General features: G+C 46.8%; 18 protein-coding genes. 5 read left to right on the top strand and 13 right to left on the bottom strand.

Annotated elements, in window-relative coordinates:
- Positions 1-28: 28 nt before the first annotated feature.
- The 4 genes from ACX1C1_RS19040 to ACX1C1_RS19025 form a co-directional block, all read right to left on the bottom strand.
- Positions 29-826 (bottom strand): ABC transporter permease, encoded by a 798-nt coding sequence (locus tag ACX1C1_RS19040; RefSeq protein WP_458957726.1) that lies wholly within the window; start codon positions 824-826, stop codon positions 29-31.
- A gap of 118 nt (positions 827-944) precedes the next feature.
- Positions 945-1,748: an ABC transporter ATP-binding protein gene (locus ACX1C1_RS19035; protein ID WP_458957725.1), complete on the bottom strand. Its 804-nt coding sequence runs from the start codon at positions 1,746-1,748 to the stop codon at positions 945-947.
- 31 nt (positions 1,749-1,779) lie between these two features.
- Positions 1,780-2,790 carry an ABC transporter substrate-binding protein gene (locus ACX1C1_RS19030; RefSeq protein ID WP_458953750.1) on the bottom strand — a complete coding sequence of 337 codons (1,011 nt, stop codon included), beginning with the start codon at positions 2,788-2,790 and terminating at the stop codon, positions 1,780-1,782.
- A 163-nt stretch (positions 2,791-2,953) separates the two neighbouring features.
- Positions 2,954-4,468 carry a carboxypeptidase M32 gene (locus tag ACX1C1_RS19025; protein ID WP_458953749.1) on the bottom strand — a complete coding sequence of 505 codons (1,515 nt, stop codon included), beginning with the start codon at positions 4,466-4,468 and terminating at the stop codon, positions 2,954-2,956.
- Between the two features lie 197 nt (positions 4,469-4,665).
- Between ACX1C1_RS19025 and ACX1C1_RS19020 the strand changes: the two genes are divergently transcribed.
- Positions 4,666-5,235 carry a beta-class carbonic anhydrase gene (locus ACX1C1_RS19020; protein WP_458953748.1) on the top strand — a complete coding sequence of 190 codons (570 nt, stop codon included), beginning with the start codon at positions 4,666-4,668 and terminating at the stop codon, positions 5,233-5,235.
- A 118-nt stretch (positions 5,236-5,353) separates the two neighbouring features.
- On the opposite strand, the gene ACX1C1_RS19015 is transcribed toward ACX1C1_RS19020, so the two are convergent.
- The gene (locus ACX1C1_RS19015) at positions 5,354-5,890 is read right to left on the bottom strand and encodes a DUF309 domain-containing protein (protein ID WP_458953747.1); all 537 of its coding nucleotides are present in this window, start codon (positions 5,888-5,890) and stop codon (positions 5,354-5,356) included.
- 117 nt (positions 5,891-6,007) lie between these two features.
- On the opposite strand from ACX1C1_RS19015, the gene ACX1C1_RS19010 reads away from it, so the two are divergent.
- Positions 6,008-6,430 carry a hypothetical protein gene (locus ACX1C1_RS19010; protein WP_458953746.1) on the top strand — a complete coding sequence of 141 codons (423 nt, stop codon included), beginning with the start codon at positions 6,008-6,010 and terminating at the stop codon, positions 6,428-6,430.
- Positions 6,431-6,432: 2 nt separating this feature from the next.
- The gene (locus tag ACX1C1_RS19005) at positions 6,433-6,720 is read left to right on the top strand and encodes a YxcD family protein (RefSeq protein ID WP_458953745.1); all 288 of its coding nucleotides are present in this window, start codon (positions 6,433-6,435) and stop codon (positions 6,718-6,720) included.
- Positions 6,721-6,859: 139 nt separating this feature from the next.
- Here the strand turns inward: ACX1C1_RS19005 and ACX1C1_RS19000 are convergent, their stop codons facing one another.
- The 3 genes from ACX1C1_RS19000 to ACX1C1_RS18990 form a co-directional block, all read right to left on the bottom strand.
- Positions 6,860-7,720, bottom strand: coding sequence for a carbohydrate ABC transporter permease (locus ACX1C1_RS19000; RefSeq protein ID WP_458953744.1), 861 nt, complete (start codon positions 7,718-7,720; stop codon positions 6,860-6,862).
- An 18-nt stretch (positions 7,721-7,738) separates the two neighbouring features.
- The gene (locus ACX1C1_RS18995) at positions 7,739-8,629 is read right to left on the bottom strand and encodes a carbohydrate ABC transporter permease (protein WP_458953743.1); all 891 of its coding nucleotides are present in this window, start codon (positions 8,627-8,629) and stop codon (positions 7,739-7,741) included.
- Positions 8,630-8,714: 85 nt separating this feature from the next.
- Positions 8,715-9,974, bottom strand: a complete 1,260-nt coding sequence (locus ACX1C1_RS18990) for a sugar ABC transporter substrate-binding protein (RefSeq protein ID WP_458953742.1) — start codon at positions 9,972-9,974, stop codon at positions 8,715-8,717.
- A gap of 190 nt (positions 9,975-10,164) precedes the next feature.
- On the opposite strand from ACX1C1_RS18990, the gene ACX1C1_RS18985 reads away from it, so the two are divergent.
- The gene (locus tag ACX1C1_RS18985; protein ID WP_458953741.1) at positions 10,165-12,102 is read left to right on the top strand and encodes a glycosyl hydrolase family 18 protein; all 1,938 of its coding nucleotides are present in this window, start codon (positions 10,165-10,167) and stop codon (positions 12,100-12,102) included.
- A gap of 68 nt (positions 12,103-12,170) precedes the next feature.
- On the opposite strand, the gene ACX1C1_RS18980 is transcribed toward ACX1C1_RS18985, so the two are convergent.
- From ACX1C1_RS18980 to ACX1C1_RS18960, 5 genes are all read right to left on the bottom strand, one after another.
- Positions 12,171-12,326 (bottom strand): hypothetical protein, encoded by a 156-nt coding sequence (locus ACX1C1_RS18980; protein WP_458953740.1) that lies wholly within the window; start codon positions 12,324-12,326, stop codon positions 12,171-12,173.
- 3 nt (positions 12,327-12,329) lie between these two features.
- A complete protein-coding gene (locus ACX1C1_RS18975) occupies positions 12,330-13,529 on the bottom strand; it encodes a Ger(x)C family spore germination protein (protein WP_458953739.1) in 1,200 nt (399 codons plus the stop codon).
- Positions 13,522-14,631: a GerAB/ArcD/ProY family transporter gene (locus tag ACX1C1_RS18970; RefSeq protein WP_458953738.1), complete on the bottom strand. Its 1,110-nt coding sequence runs from the start codon at positions 14,629-14,631 to the stop codon at positions 13,522-13,524. The genes ACX1C1_RS18975 and ACX1C1_RS18970 overlap by 8 nt, the downstream gene beginning before the upstream one ends.
- Positions 14,628-16,202: a spore germination protein gene (locus ACX1C1_RS18965; protein WP_458953737.1), complete on the bottom strand. Its 1,575-nt coding sequence runs from the start codon at positions 16,200-16,202 to the stop codon at positions 14,628-14,630. The genes ACX1C1_RS18970 and ACX1C1_RS18965 overlap by 4 nt, the downstream gene beginning before the upstream one ends.
- A 195-nt stretch (positions 16,203-16,397) precedes the next feature.
- Entirely contained in the window at positions 16,398-16,877 is a 480-nt protein-coding gene (locus ACX1C1_RS18960) for a DUF6530 family protein (RefSeq protein ID WP_458953736.1), read from the bottom strand.
- Between the two features lie 203 nt (positions 16,878-17,080).
- On the opposite strand from ACX1C1_RS18960, the gene ACX1C1_RS18955 reads away from it, so the two are divergent.
- Positions 17,081-17,404: an ArsR/SmtB family transcription factor gene (locus ACX1C1_RS18955; protein WP_458953735.1), complete on the top strand. Its 324-nt coding sequence runs from the start codon at positions 17,081-17,083 to the stop codon at positions 17,402-17,404.
- The last annotated feature ends 17 nt before the right edge of the window (positions 17,405-17,421 follow it).

The following is a 17,421-nucleotide window of genomic DNA, read 5'->3' as shown; positions in this document are numbered from 1 at the left end:
CAGTAGAATGATGAATACCATAATCATCCTACCGTTCCCGCCAGCCTTCCGTCAACTTTCGTTCCAGCATCGATACAAGCTGATACATAATGGTAGCAACGACTCCGATTACGATGAGGCTGGACAGCACAAGCGTAAAGTTAAATACTTGGAAGCCATAAATGATCTGATATCCGAGCCCTACCTTTGCCACTAGAAATTCTCCGACGATAACGCCGACCCAAGCCAGCCCTACATTAACCTTAAGCGTAGCGATCATAACAGGAAACGAACCTGGCAGAATAACAAGACGGAACAACTGCGCGCGCGAAGCGCCAAACAAACGCACAACTTTAACAAAACCGCTGTCGATCTCCCTGAAACGGTTATAGATGTTAATCGTCGTAATAATTACCGTCACCATCAGCGTTATGGCTACGATCGACAAGAAACCAGGGCCGAGTGCCACAATGAAGATGGGACCGAGCGCTACCTTCGGCATACTATTGAGCACAACTAGATAAGGATCAAATACGCGGGAAAGAAACGGAAACCACCATAATACGGCGGCTATCGCAATGCCAAGAAGCGTGCCGAGCGCGAAGCCCGCGATCGTCTCTAAGACGGTCGCACCGACATGCGGCCATAAGCTTCCATCCATCGCCATTGAACCTATCAGCTTTATGATTTTGGAAGGATAGCTGAATAATAACGGATCGATCCACTTATTGCGGCCTGCTGCCTCCCAAGATCCGAGAAATACAAATAAAATAACGACTTGCGTCACAAATGCCGACATACTTATTCTTCTGGTCTTCCGCTTGTATTTGTTGTAGAGACCATCCATAAGCGTTCGTCGATCCTCTTGTATACCGGTTACAAAGACGTCAGCTTGCCCTACTTGCATGGTTTCCCCATGTTCTTTCGTAATCTCACTCCGCTGCCACTTTTCCCGGTTCAGGTCATTAGACTCCATCGCTGTTGCCCCCTTCTCCGTCCACGGCATCCAGCTCTGCCCACAGCACGTCGAACAGAGCTTGAAACTGAGGCGATTTTCGGGCTGCCATAGGATCCATTAGGCGGATCGAATCCGGTATGCTCACTTCCTTGCGGATGTGGCCAGGATTGCGACCAAGCACAATGACTCGGTCGCTCATAGCTGCGGCTTCCGCCAAATCATGTGTGACGAGTACCGCCGTTTTGCCCAGCTTGCTCAGCGTATGCTGCACAAGGTCTTCGAGCTGCAGCTTGATATGAAGATCAAGTGCGGAGAAGGGCTCATCGAGGAGTAAGACATCAGGTTCTGTCACCAGTGTCCTCGCAAGCGCAACACGTTGACGCATCCCGCCAGACAGCTCATGCGGATATCGTCCTCCGTACCCGGCGAGCCCCAGCTCCGTTAGCCAATGCTCGACAGCTGCCATCGTGCCTTTGTTTCGTTTGCCCGCAATTTCAAGTCCGATCGCAGCATTATCCCTTATGGTTCGCCATGGAAACAAATAATCTTGTTGGAGCATGTAGCCTATTGTGGGCGACGGTCCCGTCACACGCTTGCCATTGACCATTACCGTGCCAATCGTCGGCTTTAATAAGCCAGCCAAGAGGCTGAGCAAAGTCGTTTTGCCGCAGCCGCTCGGACCAACCAAGCTAATAAATTCACCTTTGGCAACCTGCAGATCAATACCTTCCAGCGCCAGAGAAGCGCCTTTGTCATTCACATATACATGGGACAACCGATGCAGAGACAACACCGGATCACTCACATGTATCGCCTCCTCCCTTCAGGCCTCTCGCCAGAACTTAATTGTCCCCGGCGATAGCCTGTTCGGCAAACTTGGTATTGACGAGTACACCATGTTCCGTGCGCTGCTCAAGCTCGCCAGCAGATGTGATGACATCCAGCAGATTATTCCACTCCGATTCATCCACGATTGGATCCGTCGCGAACGACCCTTGTTGCTTGTAACGATCGATCGAGCTGACCAGTATATCAAGCTCCACGTTCTCGAAGTAAGGTTTCACCACATCGGCAATTTCTGCCGCATCATGCTCTTCCACCCATTGTTGTGCTTTGAATACCGCATTAGTGAACGACTGAACATGTTTTTCGTTACTTTCGATAAAGCTGTTTTTGGTCATAAAGACGGTATAAGGCAAATGCCCGCTCTCCGTTCCGAAGGAAGCAACAACATATCCCTGGCCTTCTTTCTCAAATATCGAAGCTGTTGGCTCGAACAGTTGAACATAATCGCCTGTTCCCGATGCGAATGCCGGCGCGATGTTGGCGAAGTCCACATTCTGAATCATTTCCATGTCGCCATGTGGATCAATCCCGTGTTTTTTCATCGCAAATTCGCCCGCCATTTGCGGCATTCCGCCTACACGTTGTCCAAGGAACGTCGAACCCTTAAGCGAAGACCAATCAAAGGAATCGATTTTCTCTCGCGCAACTAGGAAGGTGCCGTCTGTTTGGGTCAATTGCGCAAAGTTAATGACTGGATCTTCCGCGTCTTGTTGGTACACATAAATGGAAGTTTCAGATCCAACCAGTGCAACATCGATCACATTAGAGAGCAAAGCGGTCATCGTTTTGTCGCCGCCCGGTGTCGTTGTCAGCTCGATATCGAGTCCCTCTTCTGAGAAAAAACCTTTTTCGATTGCCACATATTGAGGCGCATAAAACAGTGACCTCGTCACTTCGCCGATTCGAATCAACTTCTTGTCGCTTGATTCCTTCCCGCAAGCCGACAGCGCCGTCGCTGCTACAAGAACGGCGACAAGAAGCACGGACATAAACATACGTTTCTTCATTTTTCATTCCTCCCGCCACGATGGGCATAATTTGATGTACACCAGCCTATGCGGCATTCGCCCAGACGGTGCGCGAGCAGCCACTGACAAACCATACAAAAAACCGCAAGCACACCATCGGCGCGCTTGCGGTTACGTTTGTCCAGCCTATGTTTCGTACAGCTTACAGCTTGTAGATATCGCTGTACTTCTTCTTCAAATAGTCCATGAGGTATTGTGGATTTAATGATTCGCCAGTCACCGCAAACACGAGCTCAGAAGGTGTACGAAGTTTGCCATATTGGTAAATTCGTTCAGTGAGCCAATCCTTGATGGGATGCAGATTGCCCTCACCTACCTTGGTCCAAAGGCCTTCTATTTGACGCTCCATCGTGTTCGCGAATTGAGCGGCATACATATTGCCAAGCGAATAGGACGGGAAGTAGCCGAATGCGCCGCCAGACCAATGAATGTCTTGCATGACGCCTTCCGCATTGGACGAAGGAACGATGCCGAGATATTCACGATACTTTTCGTTCCACAATTCGGGCAGATCAGCAGCTTTGGCCCCTCCATTAAAGATTAGCTTCTCCATCTCGTAACGAATGATGATATGGAGATTGTACGTTAGTTCGTCCGCCTCGATCCGGATCAGAGACGGCGTTACGATGTTGTTGCCGCGATAGAACTGATCTACGGATACGTCAAGCTGTCCCGGGAAACGCTGCTGTAATTCGCCATAATATCGATTCCAGAATGGGCGGCTTCTCCCGATCACATTTTCCCAGAAGCGGGATTGCGACTCATGGATGCCCATGGATGTGCCCGTGCAGAGCGTCGTGCCTATCAGCTCTTTGCTAATATTTTGTTCGTACAAGGCGTGACCGCCTTCGTGGATCGTCCCGAATAACGCGCTGGTCACATCATCTTCCAAGTAACGAGTGGTTATCCGTACATCACCGGGATTGAGCCCGGTTGCGAAAGGATGTGAGCTCTCGTCAAGTCGTCCTGCATCGAAATCGTAGCCCATCTGCTCCAAGATATAAAGGCTGAACGCTTTTTGAGCGGATTTATCATACGTTTGCTTCAGGAACGAAGCATCCGGTTGATGCGGTGACTCTGCGATGCGAGCGGACAAAGCAACCAACTCTGAACGCAGGCTCCCGAACACACCGTCTAGCTGCTTAACCGTCATTCCAGGCTCGTACTGGTCAAGCAGTGTATCATAACGTGTTTCCTGAACGCCCCAAAGGTCGATAAATTGATTCGTGTAGTCTATTACCTTCTCTAGGTAAGGCTGGAAACCTGCGTAATCGTTTTCCTCCCTGGCTACTTCCCACTTGGATTCCGATTGAGAAGTCAGCACCACATATTCTTGATAGAGCTGTGGAGGAATTTTGACGCTGCGGTCGTATTCCTTTCTTGTCTCGCTTACGAGTCTCCGGTCGATTTCGGAGAGTCCTTGATTGACATCACTTTGCTCGAGCTCACACAACCATTCGCCAAGCTCTGGCGCCGTCGAGAGCTTAAACATGTCGCCGGACAATGAGCCGATTGCGACCGAACGTGTATCCATCCCTTTGCGCGGAGCTCCTGTTCTGAGATCCCAGTAGAGCAAGCCTAACGCTTCATTGTAGCTCGCAACCTTATGTATTCGTTCTTTGAACTTCCCTAATGTACCGACATGTTGTTCTGACATGATAGGCATCCGCCTCTCCAGAAAATATTGAGCACCATCCCCTAGCCTCTGGGATGGCTTGTCATCGGAGATTGATCTCCTTATAATCATCTTAAACCTGCAAGACCGACTTCTGCAACAAAGCTATAAAAACATGACATGTTTAGACCACTGTTTCATCGGTTCGTGTAATCAGTAATCTTAGGGAGGCAACACCAGTGGGGAAAATCGATGAAATCATGAACTTCAACTCCAGCTTCGTTTCGACGAAACAATACGAGCAATATGCGACAAGCAAATTTCCCGACAAACGAATGGTCATCCTGACCTGTATGGACACAAGGTTGACCGAGCTGCTGCCCAAATCCATGAACCTCAAAAATGGCGATGCCAAAATCATCAAAACGGCCGGTGGTATTATCACCCAACCATTCGGCAGTGTCATGCGCAGCGTTCTTGTTGCATTGTACGAGCTCCAGGCCGACGAAGTATTTGTCATCGGCCATCATAATTGCGGGATGACAGGTCTCAATCCCGAGGTGATCATTGAGCATATGAAGGAGCGTGGTGTTCCAGAAGATACGATTGGTATTCTCAAAAACTCCGGCGTCAACTTAATGCGCTGGCTGACCGGATTTGACAACGTCCGTGATAGTGTCGTCAATAGCGTTGGCATTATACGCAATCATCCGCTCTTGCCTGCCGATATTTTGGTACACGGACTTATCATCGATCCCGATACTGGCGAACTCGAGTTGGTAGACAAAGCAGGGTCACCACACAATTAGAATCCCATCGATTCGGCACGAAGGCCGTTAACGTTAGATCTCCGATGCATGTTGCGCAAAGAGGTCGAAATATCGATCTCTTTGCTCCCGCCGCGCCTAAACGGTCAGCAATGGGTGACTATTTAATCTCCCGTCTGTCCTGCTTCATCTTCAGTGACGCAGCTCTCGCCGCAATAACATCCGATCGATCGCGCAGCTTGTGACGATGGATGATTTGCTCGTTATCCATCGGACTTGCGATCGTCCAAACAAGCCCGTGACTGGCACATTGCTCGAGACATAATCGGAGGAGCTCGTCATCTTCGATTTCGAGCTGCATATCCTCATACTTGCCGCTCGGCACCTCGTTTACAGCTGCTAACCTTACTCGCAGCTGCTCCAGCAGCACGTCACTCCTTAGGCCCGTTATATTCCAATCTGCATGCGACAGTCGGTTCAGACTTTCGCTATACATACGGCCTGCGCCACGAAGATTGCCTCTCCGCTCATGGTATTGACCTACCGCTAATTGAATCAGACCAACCCATAGGTCCCCGTGTCCATCGTCCGGATGTTCTTTCCAATATTCCTCGAGCAACTCGTGGCACTCGAAGTAGTCTCTTGTTGCATGAAACTGGACCAAATAGGCAATATAAGATGAAGGATAATAACGCATAAGCGCACCCCCGTCGAAAAATATTTAATGTTCATTAAAAAAATGAAACCCATGTCCATCGTAACCGTATTTCATGATGTTATCAATCTACGCTATGCGGAAAGGAAAGAAAGACAAATGAAAAAGGGAATGCTAGTCATGATCGCTTTGACGTTGCTCTTCACGTTCGGATTCGGACAAGTAGCCGACGCCAAGCGGGGAATCAAATCACCGAAACAAAGCGTCACACAACCGAACAAAACCGACAACGCTTCGCAGACGAACCCTGGCACTAAAACAGGCGCAGCTGCAGGTACAGCCGGAACGGCAGCTAAAGGCGGCTTGTTCGGAGGCAGCGGTTTGATGAAAGGACTCATGATCGGCGGCTTGGCCGGCATGTTGTTCGGCGGTATGTTCGGAAGCATGGGTGCTTTCGGCGAAATCTTCGGATTAATGATTAACCTGCTCGCAATCTTTGCGATCATCATGCTGATCCGTGTTGCCTTTGTTTATCTCAAGAGCAAGAAAAAGAATGATCCAGACCCACGGAGACCTTACTAATTGTGAGAATTCATACGGACGAGATCATTAATGCAGTTTGTTTCCATAACGCGCAACGCCGCGGCTTGCAGCCAAGCGAAGTGGAAGTACAGCTGGCGTGGGACGAGGAGTATGGCTATACAGCAGAGATGTGGATACAAGGCCGCAGCCAATATTTGATCGAAGCGAATCTGCTCGAAGCAATCGAACAGTATGTATTCACACAATACAACGTTCGCGCGTTCAGATCCGACATCAAGTTGGGCGTGGACGAAGATGCCGGCGTATTCTTTGCCGATATTGCCAATTAACGAAATAAATAGCAAGCAGATATACAGAATAAGCGGCTCCCTGAAGAGCCGCTTATTCTTTTGTTGCTTATTATAGACTCGCCCATCAATTTGGTGTCAGTCGTTTCCTGCCTCATGAGTTGAACAATATCAGCACATGTTATTTCAAACCAGAAATACTAAAGTTCTCGATGATATGTTTTTGAAAATAAGTGAATAACACGATGACTGGAGCAACCATAAACGTCGCACCTGCCATCTGTAGTCCAAAGTTCGCCGCATATTGCCCCTTCAGCAACGACAAGCCAACAGACAATGTGTAAAGTCCCTCATCATTAGCGATAATGAGCGGCCATAGAAAGCTGTTCCACCCCGCAATAAAGGTCAATATGGCCTGTACAGCCAAGATCGACTTGGAGATTGGCAATATCATCTGCAAGAAGATTCGAAATTCGTTAGCTCCGTCAATACGGGCTGCTTCAAGCAGTTCCGTTGGAATGGTAGACATGAACTGACGAAACAAAAATATCGCAAAGGCTCCCACAAGACTCGGCAATACAATACCCGTCATCGTGTTGGTGAGACCAAGCGTATTAAGGATCAGATAAACCGGAATCATGGTCACTTGGCTCGGGATCATCATTGTCGCCAGCACAAGTAAAAACAATAAATTGCGCCCTTTAAAGTCATATTTGGCGAATCCAAAACCAGCCATTGCATTAAGCAGGAGGCCTGCAAAAGAGAACAAAACAATGATCAGCGTGTTTCTGAGATAAATGCCAAATTTCATATTCTCAAACAGATATTCGAAGTTGTAAAACGTAAAGGTTTCTGGCCATAATGTCGGCGGAATTTGAACGATTTCGAGCTCAGGCTTTAGGGAGGACATAATCATCCAGAAAAATGGTAATAGAAAAACAACGCCGCCAATCGTTAACACGATGCCCGAAATCCATTGGAATACACGCCTGTTTTCACGTTCCGCCGCTCCTTTGCGTTTAACTATTGTAGTTGTCCTCATCTCGATCTCTCCCTCGCCTTAAGTCATCTCCGCTTCGTCCTTCTGTAATCTCAATTGCACAAGCGTGATCGCAATGATAGATACGAACAACACAAACGAGCCAGCAGCCGCATATCCAAAGTTGTTGAATTGAAAGCCATTCTGGTAGATAAATAACGCAACCGATAAAGTGCCATCAAGCGGTCCGCCTTCGGTCATCACGAATGGCTCTTCAAAGAATTGAAGCCAGCCGATCATCGTTGTGATGGATACAAAAAAGATGGCGAATCGAAGCATCGGAATTGTAATTTGCGTCACCTGCTGCCAAGTATTCGCACCGTCGAGCTGCGCGGCCTCGTAATAGGTTTTCGGAATGCCTTGTAATGCTGCGATGAAAATAATCATATTCAGACCGATCGCCTTCCACAGCGCGAGGAGGATTAACGACAGCTTGGCGATCGTCGGCTCCGTCAGCCACGGCACATCAGGCAATCCAACTGAATTGAGCAAGTAGTTGAACAAGCCTAATGCCGGATTGTAGAGATAACTCCAAACAACCGCAATGGCAACAATATTCGTTACGGACGGAAGATAATATACAACGCGGAAAGCTTTGAAAAGCCTGGATGTACCAAGATTAATCAGCAATGCGATGGTTAACGAAAACAGGATAACAAGCGGTACGCCGATTACTACGTAGAATAACGTATTGAGTATTGCTTTCAGAAATACAGAATCGTTTATTACATCGGTAAAATTGTCAAAGCCGACATACTCGATAGAATCAAAGTTTGCGAGTCCTCCAAGGTCCATATCGGTGAAGCTTATCACTAATGCGACCAGTATCGGGACAATCGAGAACAAAGTGAGCAAAATCAACGTTGGCGCGATAAAAACATATGGAGCTTGCTTATTCAGAAAACGTCTCATCAGGTGCTCTCACTTCCTTCTTTATGCCATAGGCAGATATGGTAACGGGCCGGCCAATACAGCCGACCCATCTCTATGGTATATCCTATTTCATCAGCTTAGCTGCATCTGAGTTAAAAGCTTCCAGCTCTTTTTTCACATCCGCGTTGGTACGGTAGATCACCTCGAAATGCTTCAGATAGCTCTCGCTAATTTGAGCCCACTCCGAAATGACCGGCATCGGCTCAGCAGCGTTGAGCTGCTCGCCAATGACTTGATAGTTCGCATCGTTTTTAAGCTTCTCGTCTTCCCATGCTGCAATTGCTGCAGGTAAGGAGCTTGTGTATTCCATCCATTGAATTTGTGTTTCGGGTTTGCTCATGTAAGCAACAAACTTAGCAGCAGCGTCTTTATTTTTCGAATATTCGAAGATGGACAGGTTGGAGCCGCCTAATAACGAAATATTGTTTTCTTTCTTGGGAAGAACAGCCATCGCCCATTTGTCACTGATCTCAGGTGCTTGATCTTGAATGAGCTTAATCATCCATGGCCCGCTGATGAACATCGGCAGAATACCTTCTTTGAAGGCAGGGATAATATCTAGGCCAAGATCTTTAGGCGCGGATTTGTTCTGGTAGAAGCTATTAATATAGGCTACTGCTTCGACGAACTTGTCATCGCTGAAGTTAGGTTTGCCATCAGTCGTAAACCACGCTGCGCCATTCTGTCTGGACAACATAAAACCTAGCGACTGCTCTTTCGGATCGATGCTGATGCCATACTTGCCATCTCCCCTTGCTGACAGTATCTGAGCTGCATCGGAGAGTTCGTCCCACGTTGCCGGTGCAGCATCATAGCCTGCTTCCTTCAACAAATCGGTACGGTAATACAATACCCGAGTCTCTACATACCAAGGGGAGCTTACGTATTTGTCCTTATAATTACCGGCCTCAACGGCTCCTGGATAGAAATTGTCTGGTTGCAGCTCCGGATATTGTTCTACATAGGGATTTAAGTCAGCAAGCGCACCTGCTTCTGCGAATTCAGGAATCCATGAGGAGCCCATCTGAATCACGTCAGGACCTTTTTTTGATGCAATTGCGGTCAATAACTTCTCGTGGCCTTGATTCCATGGAAGCGCTTGAACCTTTACAGTAATGGTAGGATTCTCTTTCGTAAATGCTTCAGCAAGTTTAGGGAGTGTCTTCGCCTCTTCCCCCATCCCCCAAACATTTATCGTTACCTTAGTGTCCCCTTCGCCGCCTGTGGAGCCGCTACTTCCTGCATGGTTGTCATTCGCACCGCAGCCAGCAAGCAAGCCGGAGCTCAGCGCGGCAACCGTCATTAGTGTGATCGTTTTTTTCATAGTATTAACCCCTCTCGATGAAGAAATTTAGCATCATGAATACCGATGAATACCCTTAAGTACCCTCATATTTGCGATTTCAAGCATATCCATTAATAGACTCATATACGCCAATCCAGTATTTTCATACGAGAAGCAGAGCAACTACTTAACCATTCGAGCGTCTAATTCAATAGATACCGAAAGGAGAGTGATAGATTACCTTATGTGGAAACCAATTAGCCTGCTTACGGCTTTATTGCTGACAGCAGGCACGATCCTGTCACCAGCAATACCTGCAGCAGAAGCCGCGTCGGCCAGTCAGATGACCAAGTACCGCGTTTATCAGAACGACAAGGCGCTTAAGGAATTCGTAACGGAAGCGCAAGCCACTTATTATGCCAAACATTACAGCTACAGCCACGTTGAACAGATCGCGGATCGTAAGTGGATTTGGGACAACTTCCCAAGGTACAAGGTATATCAGAGTGGACGATCTACGAGTAAGATGGAGTTTCAATCCTACAATCAGGCGTTGGCCTATACCAAGACGCTAAGCAATGCGAGTATTCGAGACCTCGAGAATGTGGGCTGGTTGTACGATACATATCCCAATTATCGACTCTATCAAGGCGACAATACGCTTCCGACCTGGAACTTCCGAACGCTCGACGATGCGAAGAAAGAAGCTGCCAAATGGGGCAATGTTCATGTAATTGACCTTTCTTCCGGCAAGTGGGTATGGGACAACCTGACTCCCGCGCAAGTCAACGCTCAAGGTTCGACGCCGGCAGCCTACGATATTATCGTGAATGGAGCAGTTGTCGAAGGAGAAAAACGTTATTCATTCCTGCGAAATGCGGTACATGCAGCCGATGATTATCCAGGCAGCGAGATTCTGAACACATCTACGGGCAAGACGGTACAATCCAATGTTCAAACTTTCGAGTTATGGCAGAACGACAAATTAGTTCGATCTTATTTAGGGCTACGCGATGCTGTGAAAGCAGCTTCTTCACTTGCCAATGCTCAAGTCATTCAATCGGGAGCCACACTTTGGTCCAGCCAGCCCTATCTGGAGGTCTTCCAGGGCAGCAAAAAGATCAATACTTATCACAAACTAAGCTCCGCGCTCTATTATGCCAAACATTATTCCAATAGCTCCGTTCGCACTCTAGATGGACGCATGCTTTGGAGTAATGCGAAAACGCTTCAGTTCCTAGGTTGGAACGGCAGCAGCGCCGTATCCACGATTATGAGCCATGTCGCCAATACACAAGGGCTGACTTATGACTCTCCTACTTGGTTCGAATTAAAGGATGCTAGCGGGGCACTAATCGATTCATCCAATGCCGGTGCAGTGAAAACGCTAAAAGATAAGGGCATCTTGGTCACTCCGCTGGTGCACAACGGCTTCGATCGGAAGATGACCTCCGAATTTTTACGAAGCACGGCAGCTCAATCTACGTTCATCACCAGTCTTGTCAGTAAGCTGACTGCTCTCGGCGTGTATGGCGTCAATCTAGACTTCGAGGAAGTTGCTGGCGCTGATCGTTCGTTATACACGTCATTTGTCAAAGCACTAACTGCTGCCGCGCATGCCAAAGGTCTTAAGGTGTCGATTGATCTTCCACGCGGGGACAAAAGCTGGAACCATCTTACTGCTTATGACCATGCAGCTATAGCAGGTATCGTCGATATGATTATGATCATGGCCTACGACGAACATTGGAAGGGCAGTACAGAACCAGGCTCCGTTGCAGGATTGAAGTGGACCGAAGAAGGGGTCAAGCAGTTCCTTGATTATGGCGTCCCTCGAAACAAGCTGATGCTCGGAATTCCTTTCTATGTACGAGAATGGCGCGTCGACGCATCCGGAAAGCTGGTAGACAATCGTGCGATTCTCATGAAGGAATTGCCTAAGCTCATCGCTGACAACAAAGCAATCGGTGTATGGGATGCAGAATCCGGTCAGACCAAATACACATATGCCAAAGATGGATATACACATATGTTTTGGGCAGAAACCTCTCAAACCGTGCTTGCTCGTATGGATATCGCGAAGAAATACGATTTGGCCGGCGTTGCTGCCTGGAGACTAGGTTATGAAGACGCCGAGCTCTGGACGAAGATGCTGCAAGCCAAATAATACAATCAAAAAGGGGCTGCGCCCAAAGTCATCGAACGATGCCTTCGGGTGACAGCCCCTCCTTTTCCTTATTCCTGCTTCTCTTCTTGCTTCCATGGCGGCTCACCGTTTTTCTTCGTCGTTCGAATTAACCAGTTGAACAACAACGGAATGAGCAGCGTCAGAGCAGCGCATATGAAACTGAGTGAAGTTGGAATTTGTCCGATATCGATAGGTTGATTCATCCCTTATTCCCCCGCTCTCTGTTCACTGTTAATAATGGAACCGCTTCTTCTAATTTCAGGTTCCACGATAACTTCAATATCGCTATGCGCATAATAGTTTTTTCCGCTGTCCCATTCAGAGCTTATTGTTTTCCAAATGTGCGGATGATGTTCCTCCATATAATTTCCAAGTCCCAATATATCCTTTTTCAACGTTTTCTGAGTTTTTTTGATCGTTAGTTCCGATAGTTGAACAATGGCTTGACCAATATTTAATTGCAAGGTGTGCAGAACCTGATTATCCAAATAATTAAGCCGCTCATAGGCTTCAAGAATGTTGCCCTCTACACCTAGCTCAATCGTAAATCGCAAATGATCAAGATCGCTAGTGTCCACTTTGATTCGCCTGCTTATCTCTTCGACCTTATAGACGAGCAGGCTGTCATTCACGTTAACCTCGATGACACCTCCTTTGATGCCTTGGTGCAGGAAGTTATACCCCTCCGTCTCTTGTTCGTTAAGAAATCCGGACAAAAAATTTGATTCCCCATTCATGACAGCCGCTCCAATTAAGGATATGAACCTTTCTTTTTCTGTAACAACCTGAACGATAAAACTCTGTTTCTTAAGCAAATATTCATGGATATCCCCAATCCGTACTTCAGGCACCATCCTGATGCTGTCCTGATTTTTCGAGATGGACTGAATAAACATGACAGGGGTTTTCTCCCCTTGAGGCAATGTTTCGAGGACCTCCTTGGCATTACCTTTCGAAATCATGACAGCTACGCTGCGGCGAGCGTCATTATTACGCAGAAAATAATCAAGCATATTCGCGAAACCAAACTCCGTTCTCGCCACGGACTCGGAGATGACAATAATTTTAAGATGTTCAAAAAACGGTGTTCGGCTTGTCATTGCGGACATCTTGGCGATAATAGACAAAATACTGTTGCCCTCGAGCGTGATATTAAAATAGGATTTCCCCTCGAGCGAACTTCCGGAATTCCCATCTTGCTTCAGACCAGCAGGAATAACTTCTTGAAATGTGACACTCAGGGGCTGCTTTGAGCCCGATTTCTTGTCATCTTCCTGCACAACGGCTGCATCGATTGCGATACCAGTGACAAAACCTCGCTCTTCCAGCTCGATTCGATCCCAACACCCCATTAGCGGCAGCATCGCCAGCAAGAGGGAGAGCAACAAACAAGAACGTTTAATCAACCATTCTCACCTCTCGAATTTTGGCTAACAAATAGACCGCTAAAGGAAAAACAATTGCGCCCAAGAGCCCTAAATAGCTAATAAGTTTTCCAAGATTGGATAGCTGCACAATATTTTGAGGAACCATGGAGAACAGGAAAATAATCGGAGACAACAAATAAAGCATATGCATTTTTTTAAAGGCTCGAAGATGGCTCAGCGATTGAATGGATACATCTAGCGACAAGGATGTCGTAGCAAATGTGGAAATTAACCAGAAAATAAGAAACAAAGACTCGAGTCTTTCGAAAAACTCTCCTGGCACACTGACCTCCCTGGCTATCTCAATGGTCGGATACAGGATGTTTTGCGTAACTTCATAAGAGAAAATGCCAATTGAAAAGATATAAACAAATACATACAAGATCGTGGCGATGAGTACCGCAAATATAGCCATTCTAGGAGCTTTGGATCGTTGGCGCAATAATCCCGAATAAAAGAGTACGATCTCAAAACCGAGAAAAGAAAAGATCGACTGCTTTGAACCCTCTAAGATTTGGCTCCAACTGGAGGAGAATATCGGGAATAACTTGCTCAATTGAAACAGATTCGTGCCCAGCAATAAAAAAACAGCTGTAACGAACACAACCACCGGAAGAAATATGACGGCTAATCGGACAAGACCTACTCTTGATCCCGACACTGCAAAAATAACGACAAGCAGAAAGCTTAATGAAATAAACTCTAGAGGTGTCTGATCGAATAGAAACTGTTTCGCAAGCTCGGCAACGGATCTCGTGATGTATGCCGTGAACGAGCAATAATATATAACATAGAAGAATGCCAAAACTACACCTGTAGGTTTGCCGCCAACATGAGCGGCAAACTCTAGATACGTGCGGTTGTGAAACTTTGTCGAAAGTCGGGCGGCCAGCCATGCGAACAACATCCCTGCAATGCCTGCTAACAGAATAGACATCCATCCGTCGGATGATTGAGTAGTTAACGCGACCGTTCTAGGCAATGTAAGAACACCGACGCCGATAATGATTGTACTAATAACGAATACGAGCTCCTTCTGACCAATCAGCTCATCACCATATTCCCATCGGTTTAAACTCATGCCCTATCCCCCTTTCTAGGTGCCATCTTCGTTTTATCCTCAGTCTGAAGCGTCCTAGGACGTTTCCTTAAATTCGTGACAGGTGCTCGCAGAATAAGATCCTTCCAGTCCTCCATGAACATCGGAGAGATAGGTGTCAAATAAGGAACGCCAAAGCTCTTTAAATTGACCAAATGGATAAATATCACGATAAACATTAGCACGATCCCAAATAAACCAAACACGGATGCGGCTATCATAATTAAAAACCGCAAAATCCGAGTTACAATCCCGAATGTATATGACGGAAGTGTGAAGGATGCGATCGCAGTAACCGCAACAATGATGACCATTACGGGACTCACTATGCCAGCAGAAACTGCGGCCTCGCCGATAACTAGACCACCTACGATTCCGATCGTCTGCCCAATTGGCTTCGGCAGCCTGACGCCCGCTTCTCTTAATATTTCGAGTGTGGACTCCATTAATATCGCCTCTATAAACACTGGAAACGGAACGCCTTCGCGCGCAGATGCGATCGAAAAAGCAATATTGGACGGAATCATGCCATGATGATATTCTGCTAGCGCAATATAGAAACCAGGCATAAACGTGGCGATAAATATGGATACGAATCGAAGGGCTCGAACCAAACTGGAAATGAGCCAATGCTGGTAATAATCCTCCGGAGAATTAAAGGCCGCAGCGATCGTAATGGGCATCACGAGTTGGAAAGGCGTACCTTCAACAAGCAAACCTACCTTTCCTTGCATCAATGCCCCGGCAAACTTATCTGGCCGCTCCGTTTCCAATATCTGTGGAAAAGGTGATAAGTAGCTATCGGCAATCCATTGCTCGATAAAACCGGAGCCTTCTGCATCATCTACGTCGATCGTAAACAATCTTCGTTTCACTTCCGCCACTAGCTTCGGATTAACGATTCCGTCCATATATGCAATCATGATTTCTTTTTTTGCTCTGGTGCCAAGGAACCACGAATCCATCCGGAGAGCCGGATCTTTAATTCTTCTGCGAATGAGCGAGCTATTGATTCGAATATCCTCCGTAAACCCGTCTTTCGGTCCCCGAATGAGTGATTCCGTCTGAGGCTCGTCTATTTGGCGTCGCATCCATCCTTTGCTTCCGACGGCTATTGCATGTTCTGTTCCCTCCAGCATTAATAATGTATCTCCGCACAAGATGACCTGCAAAGCGTTGTACATATCAAAGACGGAATGAATTTCTTCTAGCGGCAATACTTCATTCTTAAGTTTTTTGATCCATTCATCGGCATTTGGCGTCTGCTCCGACGCATGTAAGGAGGCATAGGCAACTATGGGCTTCATAAGATGTTCGTGTACAAGTGTCTTGTCGATCATGCCATCCAAATTCATAAGAACACAGCGAAACCCATTTGAACCAAGCTCAATCTCTTTGACCATCAAATCGCCTGGTGAATGCAATCGATAATAGATACAATTAACGTTTTCCTGAAGCTGTTTCGAAAGTGCTCTCGAATCCTTGCTCGTCGGATCGTCGTTAGCTTGATAATTAATCGTGGAGTTCTGCTGCGCGTAACTATTTCGCTTCAAGCTTCTTCACCGCTTTCGATGGCATTAACTACAGTTATTGCCTAGGCCGTGCACTTTGAAACGCTAATGTTCGAGCAAATCCTATATGATTCGACAAATATTTTAATATTTCTAAACGTAAAAAAAACAAACACAAACGGTCATTATGCTAACCATTCGTATTTGCCTCTTTGTTCGTGCAGGTACAGCGTTTTGTTAGTATCCCAGTTCCTTAAGCAAACGTGACAATCGGCTAAGCCGCTCGCCGTTAAGCTCTCCGTCTTCGCTCAAGGCTTGACTGAATAACTTCATATCTTCTTTGATATGATCATTATCTGTACATACAGCTACCGTCATCGCATCGCCCTGTAGTCCGATTCGTTCGATCACGGGATTCTCAGGATCATACAGATCCTTATAACGATAAGCTTCTCTGAAATGGACCATGCCGCTGCAAGCAAGGATGGCAAGATCCAGAACTCGATGGATTGGCAATTCTTCGGATTGTCTGGACCACTTCTCTCCTGTGTGCCTCCATACTTTTGCCGAAACGTCTACCTTCCCCCGATCGTTCCACTGTGCAAGACCAAGAGAAAGCCCCTTCGCATCGGACTCTCCCGCATAACGACCATCGACTTTATCGTAATCTTCCGTCACAATGACTGGCTTATGTTTTAATGTTGTTGGAATTTTCATATTATAGTTCTCCATTTCCAGTGTATTCATTTAGTCATTTACTCATTTACTCATTTACTAAATATACTATCGCAAATGATACCCTATCCATTTGTCCAAGTCAATATATTATAAATATTCCTTTACAGGAATATTCTCAATATGGTATATTGCATGTATCAACAAACAAAGGCCTACTGGAACGGAAAGGATGGCGGACGCGGATGGACATCGCAACCTTCAGCGCACTTGCAGAAGTAAACCGGTTGCGTATCGTCGAACTGCTCGCATATGGCCCGCTTACCGTAGGAGAAATTGCAGATCGACTGAGCATTCGCCAGCCGCAAGCTTCCAAGCATCTTCGTATTCTTCTTGAAGCCGGACTGCTCGAAGTTCAGCCTGACGCGAACCGTCGGCACTACCGATTGCGGTTCGATCCGCTTCAAGAGATGGATATTTGGTTAAACCATTATCGACGAATGTGGAGCGAACGGTACGACAACTTAGACGATTACTTAATGAAACTCCAGCAAGACCAACACAAATAAAACCTAATTCTTAGGAG

This window comes from Paenibacillus sp. strain BS8-2, from assembly GCF_054483835.1.
Note: the sequence above shows the minus strand (reverse complement) of the source record. Positions and strands in the feature narration are given on the sequence as shown.